This window comes from Megasphaera sp. MJR8396C (genome assembly GCF_001546855.1).
Lineage (GTDB): Bacteria > Bacillota > Negativicutes > Veillonellales > Megasphaeraceae > Megasphaera.
Window position 1 is genome coordinate 39,604 of sequence record NZ_KQ958144.1, and the last position, 16,320, is coordinate 55,923.

General features: G+C 52.2%; 14 protein-coding genes, 1 other RNA gene, 1 riboswitch and 1 other annotated feature. Of the genes, 11 read left to right on the plus strand and 4 right to left on the minus strand.

The window, feature by feature from the left end; translation table 11 throughout:
• Positions 1-21: 21 nt before the first annotated feature.
• Together metF and HMPREF3201_RS00670 are read right to left on the minus strand one after the other, a co-directional pair.
• Positions 22-876 (minus strand): methylenetetrahydrofolate reductase [NAD(P)H], encoded by an 855-nt coding sequence (metF, locus tag HMPREF3201_RS00665; protein WP_062411252.1) that lies wholly within the window; start codon positions 874-876, stop codon positions 22-24.
• Positions 877-978: 102 nt separating this feature from the next.
• Positions 979-1,809, minus strand: coding sequence for a MetQ/NlpA family ABC transporter substrate-binding protein (locus tag HMPREF3201_RS00670; protein ID WP_062411253.1), 831 nt, complete (start codon positions 1,807-1,809; stop codon positions 979-981).
• A gap of 99 nt (positions 1,810-1,908) precedes the next feature.
• Positions 1,909-2,003, minus strand: a riboswitch (SAM riboswitch).
• 492 nt (positions 2,004-2,495) lie between these two features.
• Between HMPREF3201_RS00670 and HMPREF3201_RS00675 the strand changes: the two genes are divergently transcribed.
• From HMPREF3201_RS00675 to HMPREF3201_RS00690, 4 genes are read left to right on the plus strand one after another with little or no spacing between them, the layout of a single operon-like run.
• Entirely contained in the window at positions 2,496-3,311 is an 816-nt protein-coding gene (locus HMPREF3201_RS00675) for an energy-coupling factor ABC transporter ATP-binding protein (RefSeq protein ID WP_062411254.1), read from the plus strand.
• Positions 3,311-3,994: an energy-coupling factor transporter transmembrane component T family protein gene (locus HMPREF3201_RS00680; protein WP_062411283.1), complete on the plus strand. Its 684-nt coding sequence runs from the start codon at positions 3,311-3,313 to the stop codon at positions 3,992-3,994. The genes HMPREF3201_RS00675 and HMPREF3201_RS00680 overlap by 1 nt, the downstream gene beginning before the upstream one ends.
• Positions 3,995-4,006: 12 nt before the next feature.
• Positions 4,007-5,482 carry a tryptophan transporter gene (locus HMPREF3201_RS00685; protein WP_062411255.1) on the plus strand — a complete coding sequence of 492 codons (1,476 nt, stop codon included), beginning with the start codon at positions 4,007-4,009 and terminating at the stop codon, positions 5,480-5,482.
• Complete coding sequence (locus tag HMPREF3201_RS00690) at positions 5,479-6,054, plus strand: GDSL-type esterase/lipase family protein (RefSeq protein WP_062411256.1); 576 nt, start codon at positions 5,479-5,481, stop codon at positions 6,052-6,054. Before HMPREF3201_RS00685 ends, HMPREF3201_RS00690 begins: the two co-directional genes overlap by 4 nt.
• A 91-nt stretch (positions 6,055-6,145) precedes the next feature.
• Here the strand turns inward: HMPREF3201_RS00690 and HMPREF3201_RS00695 are convergent, their stop codons facing one another.
• Positions 6,146-7,501, minus strand: coding sequence for an MFS transporter (locus tag HMPREF3201_RS00695; RefSeq protein WP_062411257.1), 1,356 nt, complete (start codon positions 7,499-7,501; stop codon positions 6,146-6,148).
• Positions 7,502-7,570: 69 nt separating this feature from the next.
• Positions 7,571-7,813: a binding site (T-box leader), on the minus strand.
• 134 nt (positions 7,814-7,947) lie between these two features.
• Positions 7,948-8,298, minus strand: a transfer-messenger RNA (tmRNA) gene (gene ssrA, locus HMPREF3201_RS00700).
• Between the two features lie 178 nt (positions 8,299-8,476).
• Between ssrA and HMPREF3201_RS00705 the strand changes: the two genes are divergently transcribed.
• The 7 genes from HMPREF3201_RS00705 to HMPREF3201_RS00735 all read left to right on the plus strand — a co-directional run bounded on the left by HMPREF3201_RS00705 (position 8,477) and on the right by HMPREF3201_RS00735 (position 16,286).
• The gene (locus HMPREF3201_RS00705) at positions 8,477-9,238 is read left to right on the plus strand and encodes a YdcF family protein (RefSeq protein ID WP_062411258.1); all 762 of its coding nucleotides are present in this window, start codon (positions 8,477-8,479) and stop codon (positions 9,236-9,238) included.
• 135 nt (positions 9,239-9,373) lie between these two features.
• Positions 9,374-10,402 carry a type I glyceraldehyde-3-phosphate dehydrogenase gene (gene gap / locus HMPREF3201_RS00710; protein ID WP_044505124.1) on the plus strand — a complete coding sequence of 343 codons (1,029 nt, stop codon included), beginning with the start codon at positions 9,374-9,376 and terminating at the stop codon, positions 10,400-10,402.
• 142 nt (positions 10,403-10,544) lie between these two features.
• The gene (gene gpmI / locus HMPREF3201_RS00715) at positions 10,545-12,068 is read left to right on the plus strand and encodes a 2,3-bisphosphoglycerate-independent phosphoglycerate mutase (protein ID WP_062411259.1); all 1,524 of its coding nucleotides are present in this window, start codon (positions 10,545-10,547) and stop codon (positions 12,066-12,068) included.
• Between the two features lie 42 nt (positions 12,069-12,110).
• Positions 12,111-13,133: a sugar-binding transcriptional regulator gene (locus HMPREF3201_RS00720; protein WP_062411260.1), complete on the plus strand. Its 1,023-nt coding sequence runs from the start codon at positions 12,111-12,113 to the stop codon at positions 13,131-13,133.
• 19 nt (positions 13,134-13,152) lie between these two features.
• Positions 13,153-14,334, plus strand: coding sequence for a phosphoglycerate kinase (gene pgk / locus HMPREF3201_RS00725; RefSeq protein ID WP_062411261.1), 1,182 nt, complete (start codon positions 13,153-13,155; stop codon positions 14,332-14,334).
• Positions 14,335-14,449: 115 nt separating this feature from the next.
• The gene (gene tpiA, locus HMPREF3201_RS00730) at positions 14,450-15,211 is read left to right on the plus strand and encodes a triose-phosphate isomerase (RefSeq protein WP_062411262.1); all 762 of its coding nucleotides are present in this window, start codon (positions 14,450-14,452) and stop codon (positions 15,209-15,211) included.
• Between the two features lie 124 nt (positions 15,212-15,335).
• The gene (locus HMPREF3201_RS00735; protein WP_062411263.1) at positions 15,336-16,286 is read left to right on the plus strand and encodes a 5-bromo-4-chloroindolyl phosphate hydrolysis family protein; all 951 of its coding nucleotides are present in this window, start codon (positions 15,336-15,338) and stop codon (positions 16,284-16,286) included.
• Positions 16,287-16,320 lie beyond the last annotated feature (34 nt).

A 16,320-nucleotide genomic window follows, 5' to 3' on the forward strand; every position in this document is an offset into this window, starting at 1 on the left:
TCGTGTTTTTGGTTGCTCGTCTTACAGCAGGTTTTTGACTGCTTCGGAAATTCGTTTGGCAATGTCCGGATTGTTCATGGTGTAGACGTGGATGCCGTCGACGCCGTTGGCCAGAAGGTCGGCAATCTGGTCGATGGCATAGGTGATGCCGATGTCGTACATGGCGTCGGGTTTGTCGCCGTATTTGGCAATGGCCCGCTGGAATTTGATGGGCAGGGTGGCGCCGCACATGGCGATCATGTTTTCGATTTGGCGCTTGTTGGTAACCGGCATGATGCCCGCTTCGATGGGCACCTTGATGCCGGCGATTTCACAGCGTTCGCGGAAGCGGTAAAATACGGTATTGTCGAAAAACATCTGGGAAATCAGTTCGCTGGCACCGGCATCGACCTTGGTCTTGAGGTTTCGGATGTCGGCAACGACGGTCTTGGCTTCGGCATGGCCTTCGGGATAGCAGGCGCCAGTGATGTTGAATTCCGGCTCTTTTTCCTTAATGAAGGCGATGAGGTCGCTGGCATGTTCAAAGCGATGGGACCGTTCTCTTCCCGGCGTTTCGTCGCCGCGAAGGGCCAGGATGTTTTCGATTCCCCGTGCTTTCAGCTCTTCTAAGGTTTCGAGGGCTTCTTCTTCCGTAAGGTAGATGCAGGGCATGTGGGCCACGGTTTCGCAGCCCAGGTTCTTTATATAGGTTGCAACTTCTGTCGTGCGGTTGCTGCCCTGGCCGCCGGCACCGCAGGTTACGCTGATGAAGTCCGGTCGGATCTTGCTCAGTTCATCCAGTGTGGGATATACGCTTTCGATGGGAGTATCTCGTTTTGGCGGGAAAACTTCGAATGAAAAGACTGTCTTTTTGGTAAAAAGCTCGTTAGTGTGCATACATCAATGTCCCCCTCAGATCGTAAGAAGATAAAGGCTGCCCCCATAGAGGCAGCCTCTTTTCTTATCTTTTATTATATTGAAGATTTTCGGTCCTGTCTATTAGAAACTCGGTAAGATAGCGCCTTGGTACTTATCTTCGATGAATTTCTTGACTTCCGGAGACTGGAGCGCTTTGACGAGCTTCTGGATTTCCGGACGGTTTTCGTCGCCGTCACGAACGACGAGGACGTTAGCATACGGCGAATCCTTCGGTTCCAGGAAGAGGGCGTCTTTCAACGGATTGAGGCCGGCTTCCATAGCGAAGTTGGTGTTGATGAGGGCGATGTCGACGTCGTCGATGGAACGGGGAATCTGAGCCGCTTCGAGTTCGACGAACTGGAGATTTTTATCGTTCTTTACGACATCCTGAACGGTAGACGTGATGTTGCCGCCGTCTTTAAGGGTGATGAGACCGGCACTCTGGAGAATGAGGAGGGCGCGGCCGCCGTTGGTCGGGTCGTTGGGGATGGCGACTTTGGCGCCGTCAGCGAGGTCTTTCAGATCTTTGATTTTGCGGGAGTAAATGCCCATCGGTTCGACGTGGATCTTGGCGATGGCTTTTAATTTCGTGCCGTGTTCGCTGTTGAATTTATCGAGGTACGGCGTGTGCTGGAAGAAGTTGGCATCCAGTTCTTTGTCGTTTAACGCCAGGTTCGGTTTGACGTAATCCGTAAATTCGACGACTTTGAGATCGACCCCTTCTTTGGCTAAGAGCGGTTTGATTTCGTTGAGGATTTCAGCGTGCGGAACGGGCGTAGCGCCGACGGTGACGGTGACATTTTTGTCGGACGAAGCCGTCGTCTGGGAATCACTGCCGCAGCCGGCGGCTAAGAATGCGACGGCCATCAGGGCCGCAGCAGCGAGAACGGAAAGTTTTTTGAAATTTTTCATGAGTATGCCTCCTGTTAATATGATAGTCAGACCTTTTTGCTTCGCCATTATCCATGAAAAAAAGCCTCTTCCCGAAAGAGAAAGAGGCTTGTCCTTGATTCTTTATCTCTCGGAATACATTCCGCAGGAATTAGCACCGTGTTATCGGTTGCCGGGCTTCATAGGGCCAGTCCCTCCGCCACTCTGGATAAATGTCGTTCAATTGTCTTGTGTAATAGTTTACCATGAATGGGCAATTTGTCAATACGAAAATACGCAAGAATCTTGTCGATTTAAAATGATGTTGTGCAAAAAAGTTATCTTTTAAACCGAAGAGGGGCCTTGCCATATTCCCATCTTGACAAGGGACGGCTGTCAGTATATAATCTAAAGCAAATTATAAATGTTGTCGATGAACGAAACGAGTATATCCGATTGTGGCAGCTACAGCGAGCCGATGGCAGTGAAAGTTCGGCGCAGACCGGCGGGTAGAATGGATTCGGGAGATGCGGCCTGAACGGTGACCAGTAGGGTGCGACGGTGTATTTCCACCGCTATCAAAGAGACGTGTATCGCCATGAGGCCGTACATGTAGAGCTGGACTCACTGAGTCAATTTGGGTGGTACCGCGGAAGAATCTGAACCTTTCGTCCCTTTGTAGGGATGGAAGGTTTTTTTGTTGTCTTCAAGCAAAAGGAGAGAGAAAGATGCTGGAAATGAAGGATGTCAGTTTCAATTACGGTAGCGGTGTTCCCGTATTGGAAAGTGTCAATGTGCAAATCGGTGAAGGCGAGTTCATCGGTCTCGGCGGCCGTAACGGCTGCGGCAAGACGACGGTGACCCGCCTGCTCATGGGGCTCGAAAAGCCCGTATCCGGTGAGATTTTATATAATGGCAAGGTCATCAATGACGACGATGCCTCGATTCGCAGTCATTTTATCGGCTACGTTTTCCAGCGGCCGGAGCGGCAGATGTTTCGGCCGACGGTCCGCGAAGAAGTGGCTTACGGCCCCAAGCAGCTGGGCATGAGTGAAGCCCAGATACAGGCGGCTGTAGACGAAGCTTTGAAAGCGACGCAGCTGACCGACCTTGCCGAATCGTATCCGCCCAATCTCAATCGCGGCGAAAAACAGCGGGTCGCCATCGCCTCGGCCATCGCCATGCATACCCAGTACATCATCCTCGATGAACCGACGAGCGGTCAGGACAGCGAAGATAAGGAACAGCTCATGGAACTCTTGAGCGAGCTCCATCAAAAGGGCATGACCATCCTCATCATCAGCCATGATATGGATATTTTTGCCGAATACTGTCAGCGGGTCATCGTCATCGGCAATCATACCAAGGCCTTTGACGGGACGCCGGAAGAACTGTTTACCAAGCGCGATGATTTATATGATTTAGGCCTGAGCCGGCCTGATGCCGTCGCCTTGTCCATGGCGGCACCGGATTTTCCTTATTGTAAATCGATGAAAGAGTTTACGGCAGCCATGCTGGAAAGAATTGGAGGTACAAACAAATGATGAAAAAATTTGTCCCCGTTACGAAATTAATCGGTACCTTTGCCTTTTCTTTCTGGGCACTGGTCATGCACACGACCCTTCCGTTAGTCTGTCTGGTCGTCCTTGAACTCATCCTCTTAGGCATGTGCGGCAGCTTGTCGCGCAATATCAAGGCCGTCTTCAGTCTGGTCATTTTCGCGGCCTTCCTGGCTGTCGTCCAGCTTCTCGGCGGCGGTTCCCTGGAATCGGCTTACGTCACGGGCCTTCGCATGTTGGCCATGACCATTATCTTCATCATCTTGCTGACGACGACGCGCCTTCAGGATTTGACGGCAGCCTTGGTCAAGCAGATCAGGATTCCTTATGAATACGCCTTCATGTTTACGGCGGCCCTGCGCTTCGTACCGGATTTCATCGCCGAAAGCCAGGCCGTTCAGGAAGCCCAGGCCTGCCGGGGCCTCTCGACGAAGGGCAATATTTTTAAGAAACTCGTCAATTATATGAGCGTCGTCCAGCCGCTGATGCTCAAATCCCTGGGCCGGTCGGAAACGATGGCCCTCAGCCTGGAACTGCGCGGATTCGGCAGTCACGAACACAGTTTTATGAGCAACGTTCAGCCGAAAGGGCGCGATTACATCGTCATCGTTGTCATGTTAGCCTTGAGCTGCGGCATCGTTTACCTGCGGCTTCAGGGAATGGTATAGGAGGGGAACTCGATGAAACAAGTAGCAGACATTTCTAAATTAGAATTTCATCACCGTCAGGGCGGTCAGTTCCGCTGGATTACCATTACGACCCTGATGCTGGCCATCGGGACGATTCTCCATCTCGTATCGCCGAGCGTCGGCGGTGTTACGCCGAACTGGACGATTGCCACCTACTGCGTCGCCATTTGTTTGACCAAACCCAGTTATAAACAGGCTCTTGGCATCGGTCTCGTCGCAGCCTTAGTCAATGTCCTGACGTCGAAATCGGGCTTTCCTTACGGCAACCTCATCAGTGAACCTGTCGGCGCCCTGACCTGCGCCTTTATCGTCAAGAACCTGGCTTTCATCAAATTAAAGGGCCATTCCTGCCTGCCCGTCCTGACCGGCTTTGCGGCAACCTGCATGAGCGGCGGCGCCTTCGTCACTATTTTGAAATTCGTCATGGATCTTCCCAACGTCGTCTATTTTACGGCCATGCTGCCCTTAGTCGTCGTCATCGGCGCCTTGAATGCCATCGTCACGCCGCTCATGTATTTTCCGGCTCTGCGCCTCTTCGTATCGCGGGGCATCCTCGATTCCCTCGAAGAACAGGAAGTGGCTTCGGACCACAGCATGTATGAGTTGAAGCCGACGCAGGAAGGCCTCATCTCCATGGAACACCTTTCTTATATCTATAATAAACAGAAGACACCCGTCCTCGACGATGTCAACTTGACCGTTCAAAAAGGCGATTTTCTGGTCATTACCGGTGAAAGCGGCAGCGGTAAGAGTTCGCTGTGCATGGCCATGACCGGTGCTATTCCCCATTATTTTGGCGGCGTCATGAAAGGCATGGTCTACGTAAACGGTCAGGCGACGACGCAGACGACGATTTCGAAGCTGGCCGCCCAGGTCGGTGCCATGCTCGACGATTACGACAGCCAGTTGGTGGCCATGACCGTTGAAGAAGAAATCGCCTTCAGCCTGGAAAATCAGGGCGTAGCTCCCGATAAGATCGACCAGGCCGTTACGGCGGCTTTGGAAAAGGTCCATATGCTGCCCTATCGCCAGCGCCCCTTGACCAAACTCTCCGGCGGCCAGCGTCAGCGATTGGTCATTGCCGACGTCTTGGCAACCAATCCCGACATCCTGGTCTTTGACGAACCGACGTCGGCCTTGGACCCCGAAGGGACCCACGAATTTTACGAATTGATCCACGATTTGAACGTCACCTACGGTCACACCATCGTCGTCGTCGAACACACCCTGGAAGCGGCGCTGCCTTATGCCAACCGACTGGTCCTCATCGACCACGGCCATATCCTCAGCGACGCCGACGTCGAAACGACCCTGCGCTATATGTACGACCACGATATTTATGCCAGCGCCATTCCCAAGATGTTCGCCTGCCAGATGGATCTTGAAAAAGCGGGCTGCCGCTTCGATGCGCCCTGGCTTTCGACGGAAACGGCCGTTGCCGCTGTCCAGAAAGGACTCCAGTCATGAAACTCCTCTGTTTAGGTGACAGTCTGACCTATGGTTACGATGTGCGGCCTCAGGAACGATGGACGACCTTGGTTTCGAATCGAAGTACGATAGAGATTGATAACAAGGGGCAGTGCGGCGATACGACGGCCGGCATGGTCTTTCGCCTGCACCAGCTCGACCTTATCGGCTACGATGCCTTCTTCGTCATGGGCGGCTCCAACGATATCCTCCTCGACAAGGATTTCTCCGCCGTCTGCCGGAATATGGAAAGCCTGGTTTCGCTGTTAAAATCCCAGGAGGAGCCCGTTTATATCGGCATTCCACCACTGACCAAATCGGAAAGCGCCTACTATGGCTGGCAGGAAGCCGGTGCCGTACATCGTCATAATGAGATCCTCCGCCGCTATCGCCAGTGGCTCTTGGACTATAGTGCGAACATGGACTGTACGGTCATCGACTTTTATCAGGCTCTGCTGGATGGCGAAGAGGCATCCGGGAAACCTCTCTACGCCGACGGCGTTCATCCCAATGCCGAAGGCTACGCCTTTTTTGCCGAAGCGGCACTGAAGGTGCTGGCGGCAAAGGCCTGATTCCTCATTTTTTATCGTGAAAATTTCATACTGCATACATAGCAAATCCCTCTGCCTTTCGTGTTCGAGAAGCAGAGGGATTTTTTGTATCTCAATGATTTAAGGTAGGTTCGGTGCCGGTGTAAAGGGCTGTCTTCGTTCGGGTGTCGAGGTGTACGTTTTCTTTCACCGTGCCATTTACCTTATATTTCAGGGTCAGGACTAAGAGGCCGGCGCTGAACATGAACAGGGCCATCAGGTAGTAGCCCATGGCGAAGCTCCCGGTCTGGGCCTGGACCCAGGCCATCATATTGGGCCCGAACATGCCGCCCAGGTTGCCGCAGGAATTGATGAGGGCAATGGAACCGGCAGCGGCCGGACCGGAGAGGAAGGTCGTCGGAATGGTCCACCATACGCCCATGGATGCATGGATGCCGATGGCTGACAAGCAGATGAGAAACAGGGCGACGCCCATGTTGTGGGCAAAGGGCGAGAGCCCGAGGCCGACGGCGCCGACCGTGAGGGCGGCAAAGACGTGCCATACCTTGTCGCCGGTAACCGTTGCCGTATGGCCGATGATGAGCTGAACGACGAGGGCTGCTGCCATGGGGATGGCGATGGCCCCGCCGATGAGGGACGTCGACCAGCCGGAGAGGTTTTTCAGGACCGTCGGCATCCAGAAGTAAAAGCCCCAGAAACCGACGACCCACAGGAAGTAGATGAAGCAGAGCTTTAAGACTTTGGCATCGGTAAAGGCCTGAAGGACGGTATATTTTTTCACGTGCTGCATGGCCCGTTGTTCTTGTTCATACATGTTGGTCAAGTATTCTTTTTCGGCGCCGGTCAGCCAATGGACTTGGTCCGGACGGTCTTTGACGGCCAGTAAGAAATAGAAGGCGAAGATGAGGGCCGGAATCGATTCCAAGATGAAGAGTTCCTGCCAGCCTAAGAGGCCGAAGAAAGAGTGTTCCAGTAGGACGCCGGCGATAGGAGCGCCGACGATGGTCGAAAGGAGGAGGGACGTCAGCATGAGCGACGTCGCCCGGGCCCGTTCGGCTGCCGTGAACCAGCGGGGGAATAAGAGGGAATAGATGACCGGATAGAGGCTGGCTTCGGAGGCTCCTAAGAGGAAGCGGCAGAGGTAGAATTGCCACTGCGTCGACACGAAGGCCATGCAGAGGCTGACGGCGCCCCAGGTGAACATGATGCGGGCAATCCATTTCGACGCCGAAAACTTAGCGGCAAAGAGGGAACCGGGGATTTCCAGCAGCAGGTAACCGGCAAAGAAGATGCCGGCGCCAAAGCCGTATACTTCTGGCGACAACCAGCCCAGGGTCTGAGTCATGGTCAGCTTGGCATAGGAAATGTTGACGCGGTCGATGCAGGCAATAATCGAAACGAGAAAGACCGGTAAAATAATGCGCAGATCTCTCCGCCGTTTAAGACTGTCGAAATTGATGTTTTCCATGATGCATTCCTCCTAGTAATCAGTTAGATTGTCATAAGATAAACATGAAATAAAAAAACTCCCGCCCCATGAAGGGACGGAAGTTTTATATCCGCGGTACCACCCGATATTCCTTGCCAAAAAAACGCAAGGCGCTTTGTAACGTACTATCATACGCATTTCCTGTAACGTGGATCAGACGGTGCAGTTTACTGGTTTCAACTGCAATTCTCAGAGATGATTTTCCACGCTTCCTCCGGCTGCCGGCTTTCACCATACCCGGCTCGCTGTGTGCTTTTGCAAAGCTGTACTCTTTCTCGTCATCGAATGTCAATATATCGTGTTTAAGTTATGCACCCTATCATAGACTCATGAAGAAAGTTTGTCAAGGAAAAAATGAAAAATATAAGGCGCAAAATAATTTCTCAATAAAAAAAGACTATCGCTTGACGATAGTCTTTTGAATCTGGTGGAGATGAGGAGAGTCGAACTCCTGTCCGTAAATGCCGCCCCATGAACTTCTCCGAGCGCAGACCTTGTTAGGATCTTAAACCGTTTTCGTACAAGGACAAACTAGACGATTCCAGCCTGTGAGTTTCCCGACACGGCTACCAGGCAAAACCATGTGGTATCCCGCTAAGTGACGTCTGCAAACTGCCCGCAGGATTAGCAGCAAGAGACGTTAGCCGCCCTTAGGCAGCTAAAGCAAAATTGTTTTCTTTTGCGTTTAATTTAAAAGGTTCACCGATTTACGGGCAGATGAAACCCCGGCTCGCTATTCATGATACAACCATCCACGTCGAAACCTTTACATCCCCATGGATGCAGAATCCTATACAGGGATTCAATATAAGTATAACATACATTTTACAAATTGCAACTGTTCTTCGACGGGTCTTATGATATAATAGTAGCGACGACGGGGCATCTCACTTTTTCTGATAGTGCCTCTCATCGAAAAGACTCGAACCAGAGTCGTAAGAAGGTGTCACTGACATGTTGTATCTTATTAAATGGATGTACGCTTGGATTTTGCCCTTAGGCGGCATAGTACTGGCCTTTATGATTCTCACGGCCTATCTCTTTCGAAAGAAGCAGGGCGGCCGCTGGGCTATGCTCATCATTACGGCCCTGTTCTACCTGTTGTCCATCGAGCCCGTTTCGGACAGCCTCATCCGTCCTTTAGAAACGGCCTATGACCAACCGTCCCTGGAATCCCTTGACGGCGATGTCATCATCGTCCTCGGCGGCGGCTCCCGGGCCGGCGTACCCGATGTCGACGGCGTCGGTCAGGTCGGAAGTGCGGCGGCCAACCGGTTCTTGACAGCCCTTCGCTTGGAAAAGGCCAAGAACATCCCTATCTTGTTGTCCGGCGGAACCGTCCTTGAAGGCGAAGCCAATGAATCGCATATTGAAAAGCGGATGCTCCTGTCGCTGGGCGTTCCGGACAATCGAATCTTTATGGACGATAAAAGTCGAAATACGGCAGAAAACGCGGCTTTCTCCAAAGAAATCTGCCGGCAGCAGGGCTGGAAGAAGCCCATTCTGGTAACCAGTGCTTTCCATATGCCGCGGGCAGCCCGGTTTTTTAGCCGTGAAGGCATCGACTTTATACCCTATCCGTCGGACTATCGCATCAATGCCAAGATGATTTGGTCGCCTTACAGTGTCGTGCCTCAATCGGCGTACCTCCTCGATTCCTGCCTGGCCATCAAGGAATACGTCGGCATCGCGGCCGCCTCTTTGGGCATGCAATAAATTGGGACATAAAGCGTCCATGGTATTGCAAAATTTGGCCCGATGTGGCATACTTACATTGTAAGTAGCAAGGCCTTTAAGTTCTTAGAATTATATACAAAAGTTATTTTCGTTTTTAAAAGGAGTGTATCGACAATGATTAAAGTTGGTATTAATGGTTTCGGTCGTATTGGTCGTTTTGTTTTCCGCGCAGCACAGACTCGCGATGATATCGAAATCGTAGGCATCAACGACCTCGGCCCGGTTGAATACCTGGCATACATGCTCAAATACGACACCATGCATGGTCGCTTCGATGGCACGATTGAAGTTGACGCCAAAAATAGCCAGCTCATCGTCAACGGCAAAAAAATCCGCGTAACGGCTGAAATGGATCCGGCTAACCTCAAATGGGACGAAGTCGGCGCTGAATACGTCGTTGAATCGACTGGTCGTTTCCTCACCATGGACCTCGCTGAAAAACACTTGGCAGCAGGCGCTAAATATGTTGTTCTCTCCGCTCCTTCCAAACAGGGTGAAGACGGCCGTCAGGCAGACATGTTCGTTTGCGGCGTTAACACCGACACATACAAAGGCCAGACCATCGTCTCCAACGCATCTTGCACGACGAACTGCCTGGCTCCGATCGCTAAAGTCCTCAACGATGCTTTCGGCATCAAAGACGGCCTCATGACGACCGTTCACTCCACGACGGCTACTCAGAAAACCGTTGACGGCCCGTCCATGAAAGACTGGCGCGGTGGCCGTGCAGCTGCCGGCAACATCATTCCGTCCAGCACGGGTGCTGCTAAAGCTGTAGGCAAAGTCATTCCTGAATTGAATGGCAAATTGACCGGTATGTCCATGCGTGTTCCGACCCTCGACGTTTCCGTCGTCGACCTCACGGTTAACCTCGCAAAACCGGCTACGTATGATGAGATCTGCGCAGCTATGAAAAAAGCTTCCGAAGGCGAATTGAAAGGCATCCTCGGCTACACTGAAGAAGATGTTGTTTCTTCCGACTTCCTCGGTTGCCCGCTTACATCCATTTTCGATGCTAAAGCCGGTATCGCCCTGACGGATACTTTCGTTAAAGTTGTTTCCTGGTACGACAATGAAATCGGTTACTCCAACAAGGTCCTCAACCTCATTGCCGTAATGAACGATTACAACAGCAAACACTAATTTGTAGCGACGCATTTCCCAACGGGTAAACAGCCTCCCGTTACAAATCAGATTGAAACATCGAAAAGCGCTGAAAGGGGCTGTCGCTGCGGCGACAGCCCCTTTTGTTTTTCTTTACTACAAAAAGGAGTAAAACACTACAATGGCAAATAAAAAACCAGTAATGTTAATCATCATGGATGGTTTTGGCTGCAGCGATATCCAAAAAGATAATGCCGTAGCCCAGGCAGACCTCAAGGTCCTGCCGAAACTTTGGAAAGAATATCCCCATTCCTTCCTCGGTGCTTCGGGTGAAGATGTCGGCTTGCCTCACGGCCAGATCGGCAACTCCGAAGTCGGCCATCTCAATATCGGTGCCGGCCGCATCGTATATCAGGCCCTGACTAAAATCACCAAAGACATCAAAGAAGGTCCCTTCTTTGAAAAGCCGGCCCTGGTCGGCGCTATGGAAAACGCCAAGAAGAACGATTCGGCGCTCCATTTATTGGGCCTCGTATCTCCCGGCGGCGTTCACAGCAGTGAACAGCACCTCTTCGGCCTTCTTGAAATGGCCAAACGCTTTGGCTTGAAAAAAGTCTATGTCCATGCCTTCCTCGACGGCCGCGACGTATTGCCCCGCAGTGCCGGCGAATTCTTGAAGGAACTCGAAGATAAATGCGCAGAACTCGGCGTTGGCGAAATCGCCACCATCAGCGGTCGTTATTACGCCATGGACCGCGATAAACGCTGGGAACGCGTTGAAAAAGCTTACGATGCCGTAGCCTTGGCAGAAGGACCGCAGGAACCAGATGCAGCCACGTGCTTGAAACATTCTTATGAAGCCGACGTTTCCGATGAATTCGTCGTTCCGACGGTCATCCATAAACACCCCGTTGAAGATGGGGACAGCGTCGTCTTCTTCAACTTCCGCCCCGACCGGGCTCGTCAGCTGACGACGGCTTTCGTCGTTCCCGACTTTGCCGAATTCCCGCGTCCGAAGAAATTGGACGTCTACTTTGCGACCATGACCCGCTATGAAGATGATCTTCCGGCTCACGTCGTATACGACAAGGAACGGATTCCGCATACCTTGGGCGAAGTCCTGGCCAAAGCCGGCAAGACCCAGCTGCGCATTGCTGAAACGGAAAAATACGCTCACGTTACGTATTTCTTCAACGGCGGCGAAGAAGAACCGAATCAGGGCGAAGACCGTATCTTGGTACCGTCCCCGAAGGTTGCTACCTATGACCTGCAGCCGGAAATGAACGCACCTATCGTTACGGAAAAAGTCATCGAACAGATCAAAGCCGATAAATACGACATGATTATGCTCAACTTTGCCAATGCCGACATGGTCGGTCACACCGGTGTCTTTGAAGCGGCTGTCAAAGCCGTTGAAACCGTCGACACCTGCGTCGGTAAAATCGTCGAAGCACTCCGCGCTGTCGACGGCCAGCTGCTCATCATCGCTGACCACGGCAATGCAGAAAAGATGGCTGATCCCGAAACGGGCAGCCCCTATACGGCTCATACGACCAATCACGTACCGTGCATCTTGGTCAGTGAAGAACACAAGAATGAACATCTCCACGACGGCATCTTAGCCGATGTCGCTCCGACGATGCTGACCCTGGCCGGAATGGATATTCCCAGTGAAATGACAGGCAAGAGCCTGCTTGATCAGTGATGATCTCCGTCGTTCTGCCGCATTGCGAAGGGAGAGAGTAAGATGGAACAAGATACGCTGAGTATCTTTCAAAAAATAGCTCCCGATGTTATGGGGACCATTAAGGAACGATATTTACTATTGCGGCATATTGCCGACGCCGAACCGGTCGGACGCCGGACTTTGGCCGGCCTTTCCGGATTGTCTGAACGCGTCGTCCGCTCTCATGTCGACGTCCTGCGCCGCAGCGGCATCGTCCGCTTTACGACGCTGGGCATTGCCATGGAGCCGGAAGGAAAGCGACTCATGCCGGACCTCTTGGAATGCTTCCTGCGCCTGAATAACCTCGATGACATCCAGCGTCAGATCCGGCAGAAGCTGGGTCTGAAAAATGTCTACATCGTTCCCGGCGACAGTGACAGCGATAAGACGGCTAAGGAAGAATTGGGGCGCCGCGGTGCCCTGCTCTTAAATGATCTCTTTGGCAGTGTCGATACCGTCGCCATCAGCGGCGGTTCGACCATGGCCGAAGTGGCCCGGATGCTGCCGGAATGCCTGGCCAATGTGACCATTTTGCCGGCCCGGGGCAGCATGGGTAACCACGTCGAAGTACAGGCCAACTACATTGCGGCCAATGTCGCGGCTAAGACCCACAGCTCGTACCGGATGATTCACATCCCCGAAGGGCTCAGCGATTCAGCCCTGCAGATGATGCTCAAGGCCGACCGTCAGACCCAGGAAAACGTGGCTATGACGGCCAGGGCCCAGGTCGTTATCTTTGGTATTGGCCGAGCCGACCGCATGGCCAGAAAAAGGGGCATGACCAACCTTCAACGCGATGCCCTGCACAGCCTTGGCGCCTGCGGCGAATCCCTTGGCTGCTACTGCGGCCTCGACGGCAAGATTTTATATGGTACGAATAATATCGGTATCTCGCTGCGAGAAATAAAATATCACCCTCACGTCATCGCCGTAGCCGGCGGTGCTAGCAAAGCCGAAGCCATCGTCGGCGTCATGCGGGCCTGCCATACGGGCACGCTGGTCACTGACGAAGGGGCGGCTGAAAAAATCATACAACTGCTTTAATTAGAGGAGGAACCTATTCATGAAAAAAACAATCACCGACGTCAATGTCGAAAACAAACGCGTTTTTGTCCGTGCAGACTTTAACGTACCCCTTGATGAAAACTGCAATATCACTGACGATACGCGTATCCAGAAGACGCTGCCGACGATTAAATACTTGCTCGAACACAATGCGGCTGTCATCTTGTCCAGCCACCTTGGCCGTCCGAAGGGACAGGTTGTCGAAAAGTATTCTTTGAAACCCGTCGCAAAACGCCTGTCTGAACTCCTCGGCGTCGACGTCAAATTTGCTCCCGATTGTGTCGGTGCTGAAACGAAGGCCATGGCCGACGCTCTCAAACCGGGCGAAGTTCTCCTCTTGGAAAACCTCCGTTTCCATAAGGAAGAAGAAAAGAACGGTGAAGATTTCGCTCGTCAGCTCGCTTCCTTGGCTGAAGTCGGCATCAACGATGCTTTCGGCTGCTGCCACCGCGCTCACGCTTCCGTTGCCGGCATCACTCAGTTCCTGCCCATGGCTTCGGGCTTCCTCCTCGAAAAAGAAATCCGCTTCATCGGCGGTGCTGTCGATAACCCGGCTCATCCCTTCGCAGCTATCATCGGCGGCGCTAAAGTATCCGATAAGATTGAAGTTATTTCCAACCTCTTGCCGAAAGTCGATCTCATGATCATCGGCGGCGGCATGGCCAACACCTTCTTGGCTGCCCAGGGCTATGGCATCGGCAAATCTCTCGTCGAAGCCGACAAAATCGACTTGGCTAAAGAACTCATCGCCCAGGCTAAAGAACAGGGCACGAAACTGCTCCTTCCGGTCGACGTCATGGTCGCTGCTGAATTCAAAAACGACGCTGACCACAAAGTCGTCTCCGTCGATGCCGTTCCGGCCGATTGGATGATCCTCGACGTCGGCACCAAGACCCAGGAACTCTTTGCCAAAGAATTGGCTTCCATGAAACTCATCGTTTGGAATGGTCCTATGGGCGTCTTTGAAATGGAAAACTACGCCAAAGGCACGGAAGCCGTTGCTAAAGCCGTTGCTGATTCCGACGCTGTTTCTATCGTCGGCGGCGGTGACTCCGTTTCGGCTGTCAACAAGACCGGTCTTGCCGACAAGATCAGCCACATCTCGACGGGCGGCGGTGCTTCCCTCGAATACCTCGAAGGCAAACAGCTCCCGGGCGTCGTTGCTTTGAGCGATAAATAAGTCGTTTCATACTATTTCATATACATACGCCGGATGCCCGGAACTTCCACTGTCCTGACGGCATGCTCCTGAGGGACAGGGGCCGGGCAGATCTGGCCAAGGAGGAAAATTTATTATGCGTAAAACTATTATTGCCGGTAACTGGAAAATGAATCATTTAGGCGCAGACGCTAAGGCTACGATCCAGGGCCTCATCGAAAAAATGCCCAAAGACGTAAAAGCTGAAGTCGTCATCGCTCCCGTTTTCCCGTATCTTTCGACGGCTGTTGAAATGACCAAAGGCACGGCTATTCACGTCGCTGCTCAGAATATGCACTGGGAAGAAAATGGCGCCTTCACGGGCGAAGTTTCGCCGGCCATGCTCGTCGATATCGGCGTAACACACGTCATCCTCGGCCATTCCGAACGCCGGACCTATTTCAATGAAACGGATGAAACGGTCAACAAGAAGACCAAAGCCGCTCTCGCTCACAACTTGACGCCGATCGTTTGCTGCGGCGAAACCCTCGAACAGCGCGAAGAAGGCATCATGCAGTCTTGGATCGAAGGCCAGATTGAAAATGCCCTCAAAGGCATTTCTGAAGCTGACATTAAAAAAGTTGTCATCGCTTATGAACCGATCTGGGCTATCGGCACGGGCAAGACGGCCAGCGCGGCTCAGGCTGAAGAAGTTTGCGCCATTATCCGCAAAAAATTGGCTGCCCTCTACGGCGCAGCTGCAGCTGAAGACGTATCCGTCCTCTACGGCGGCAGCGTTAAAGGCGGCAACGTCGCTGAACTGACTGGTTCTGCCGATATCGACGGCGGCCTCGTTGGCGGTGCCAGCCTCAAAGCCGATGACTTCTTAGCCATCATCAACAATGCTGTTGTAAAATAAATTGGATTTCCATTTCCCCGCACGCTTCTCTCGATTCGTGCGGGTTTTTTCTGTCTGTGAGGACTTTTGCATGACTGCCTCTACTTTGATACAATAAAGAACAGGTGATGAAGGAGGTATTCATTTGAATTATATTTTATACGTCTTTTCTTTTTTGTGTATGGCCATAGGCGGAGGGGCCTGGTTCTTTTATAATCGCCCCGTCGGGACTGTGGGCATCATTCTTTCCCTCTATATTCTCTATCGACTGGAACGGCAGCCCCGCCTGTTGTCCTTGAAACTTACACGGCGGAAGGGAAAGTCGGGCGGCCAATATGATGCTTCTTTTGAAAAAGCCGTAGCCGATTTTAATCGTATGGAAGGTGAGCGGTGGGACTTGACCGATCCGGACCTTAAAGAAACGGCTGCCAATATGCAGCATATTGCCCGTAATCTCCTCTACTACTTGCAGCAGTATCCGGAACGGATTCCCTTAGCCGATCCTTTTATTCATTACTATCAGGACCGAGCCGTCTTTTTGGTCCACAAATATAAGCAGCTCGTCGCGACGGGCCTTAAAACCCAGAAGGTGGTGGCGACAAAGCAGAAGGTAAGAACTTTGCTGACCCAGATGGACGAAGCTTATGAAAATCAATTTACCGAGGTCCTGCAGGGAGAACTGCAGGTGATTGACGGGGAAGTCGTCGCTATGACCCGCAATTTAGCCAATCGGGGTGTCTATCGGGAAAATGGTTCCGGTTCGGGAAAGCGGCGGCAAAGCGCCTTTTCGCGGTGGAAACAACGAGCCTCCAACCGCTTCGATGCCTATACGGACGGTACCTTTTCATCCATCACACCGGAACTGCGCCACAAAATCAATGAAGAACGGCTGATTACGGCGGCACTGGCCTTCTTCTTAGGTTCCTTTGGCCTTCAGCACTTTTACATGAAGCGCAATCGGCGAGGCTATGTCTATGTGCTGTTTTGCTGGACCTTCATTCCCGGATTTTTAGGAATCGTCGAAGGGATGCGGTTGGTAAATATGACGACCGATGAATTTTACTACGCATCGTATTTACGCAAATACAGAGCCTGACGGAAAGGATTTTTGCCGAAAATAAGTTTTTATG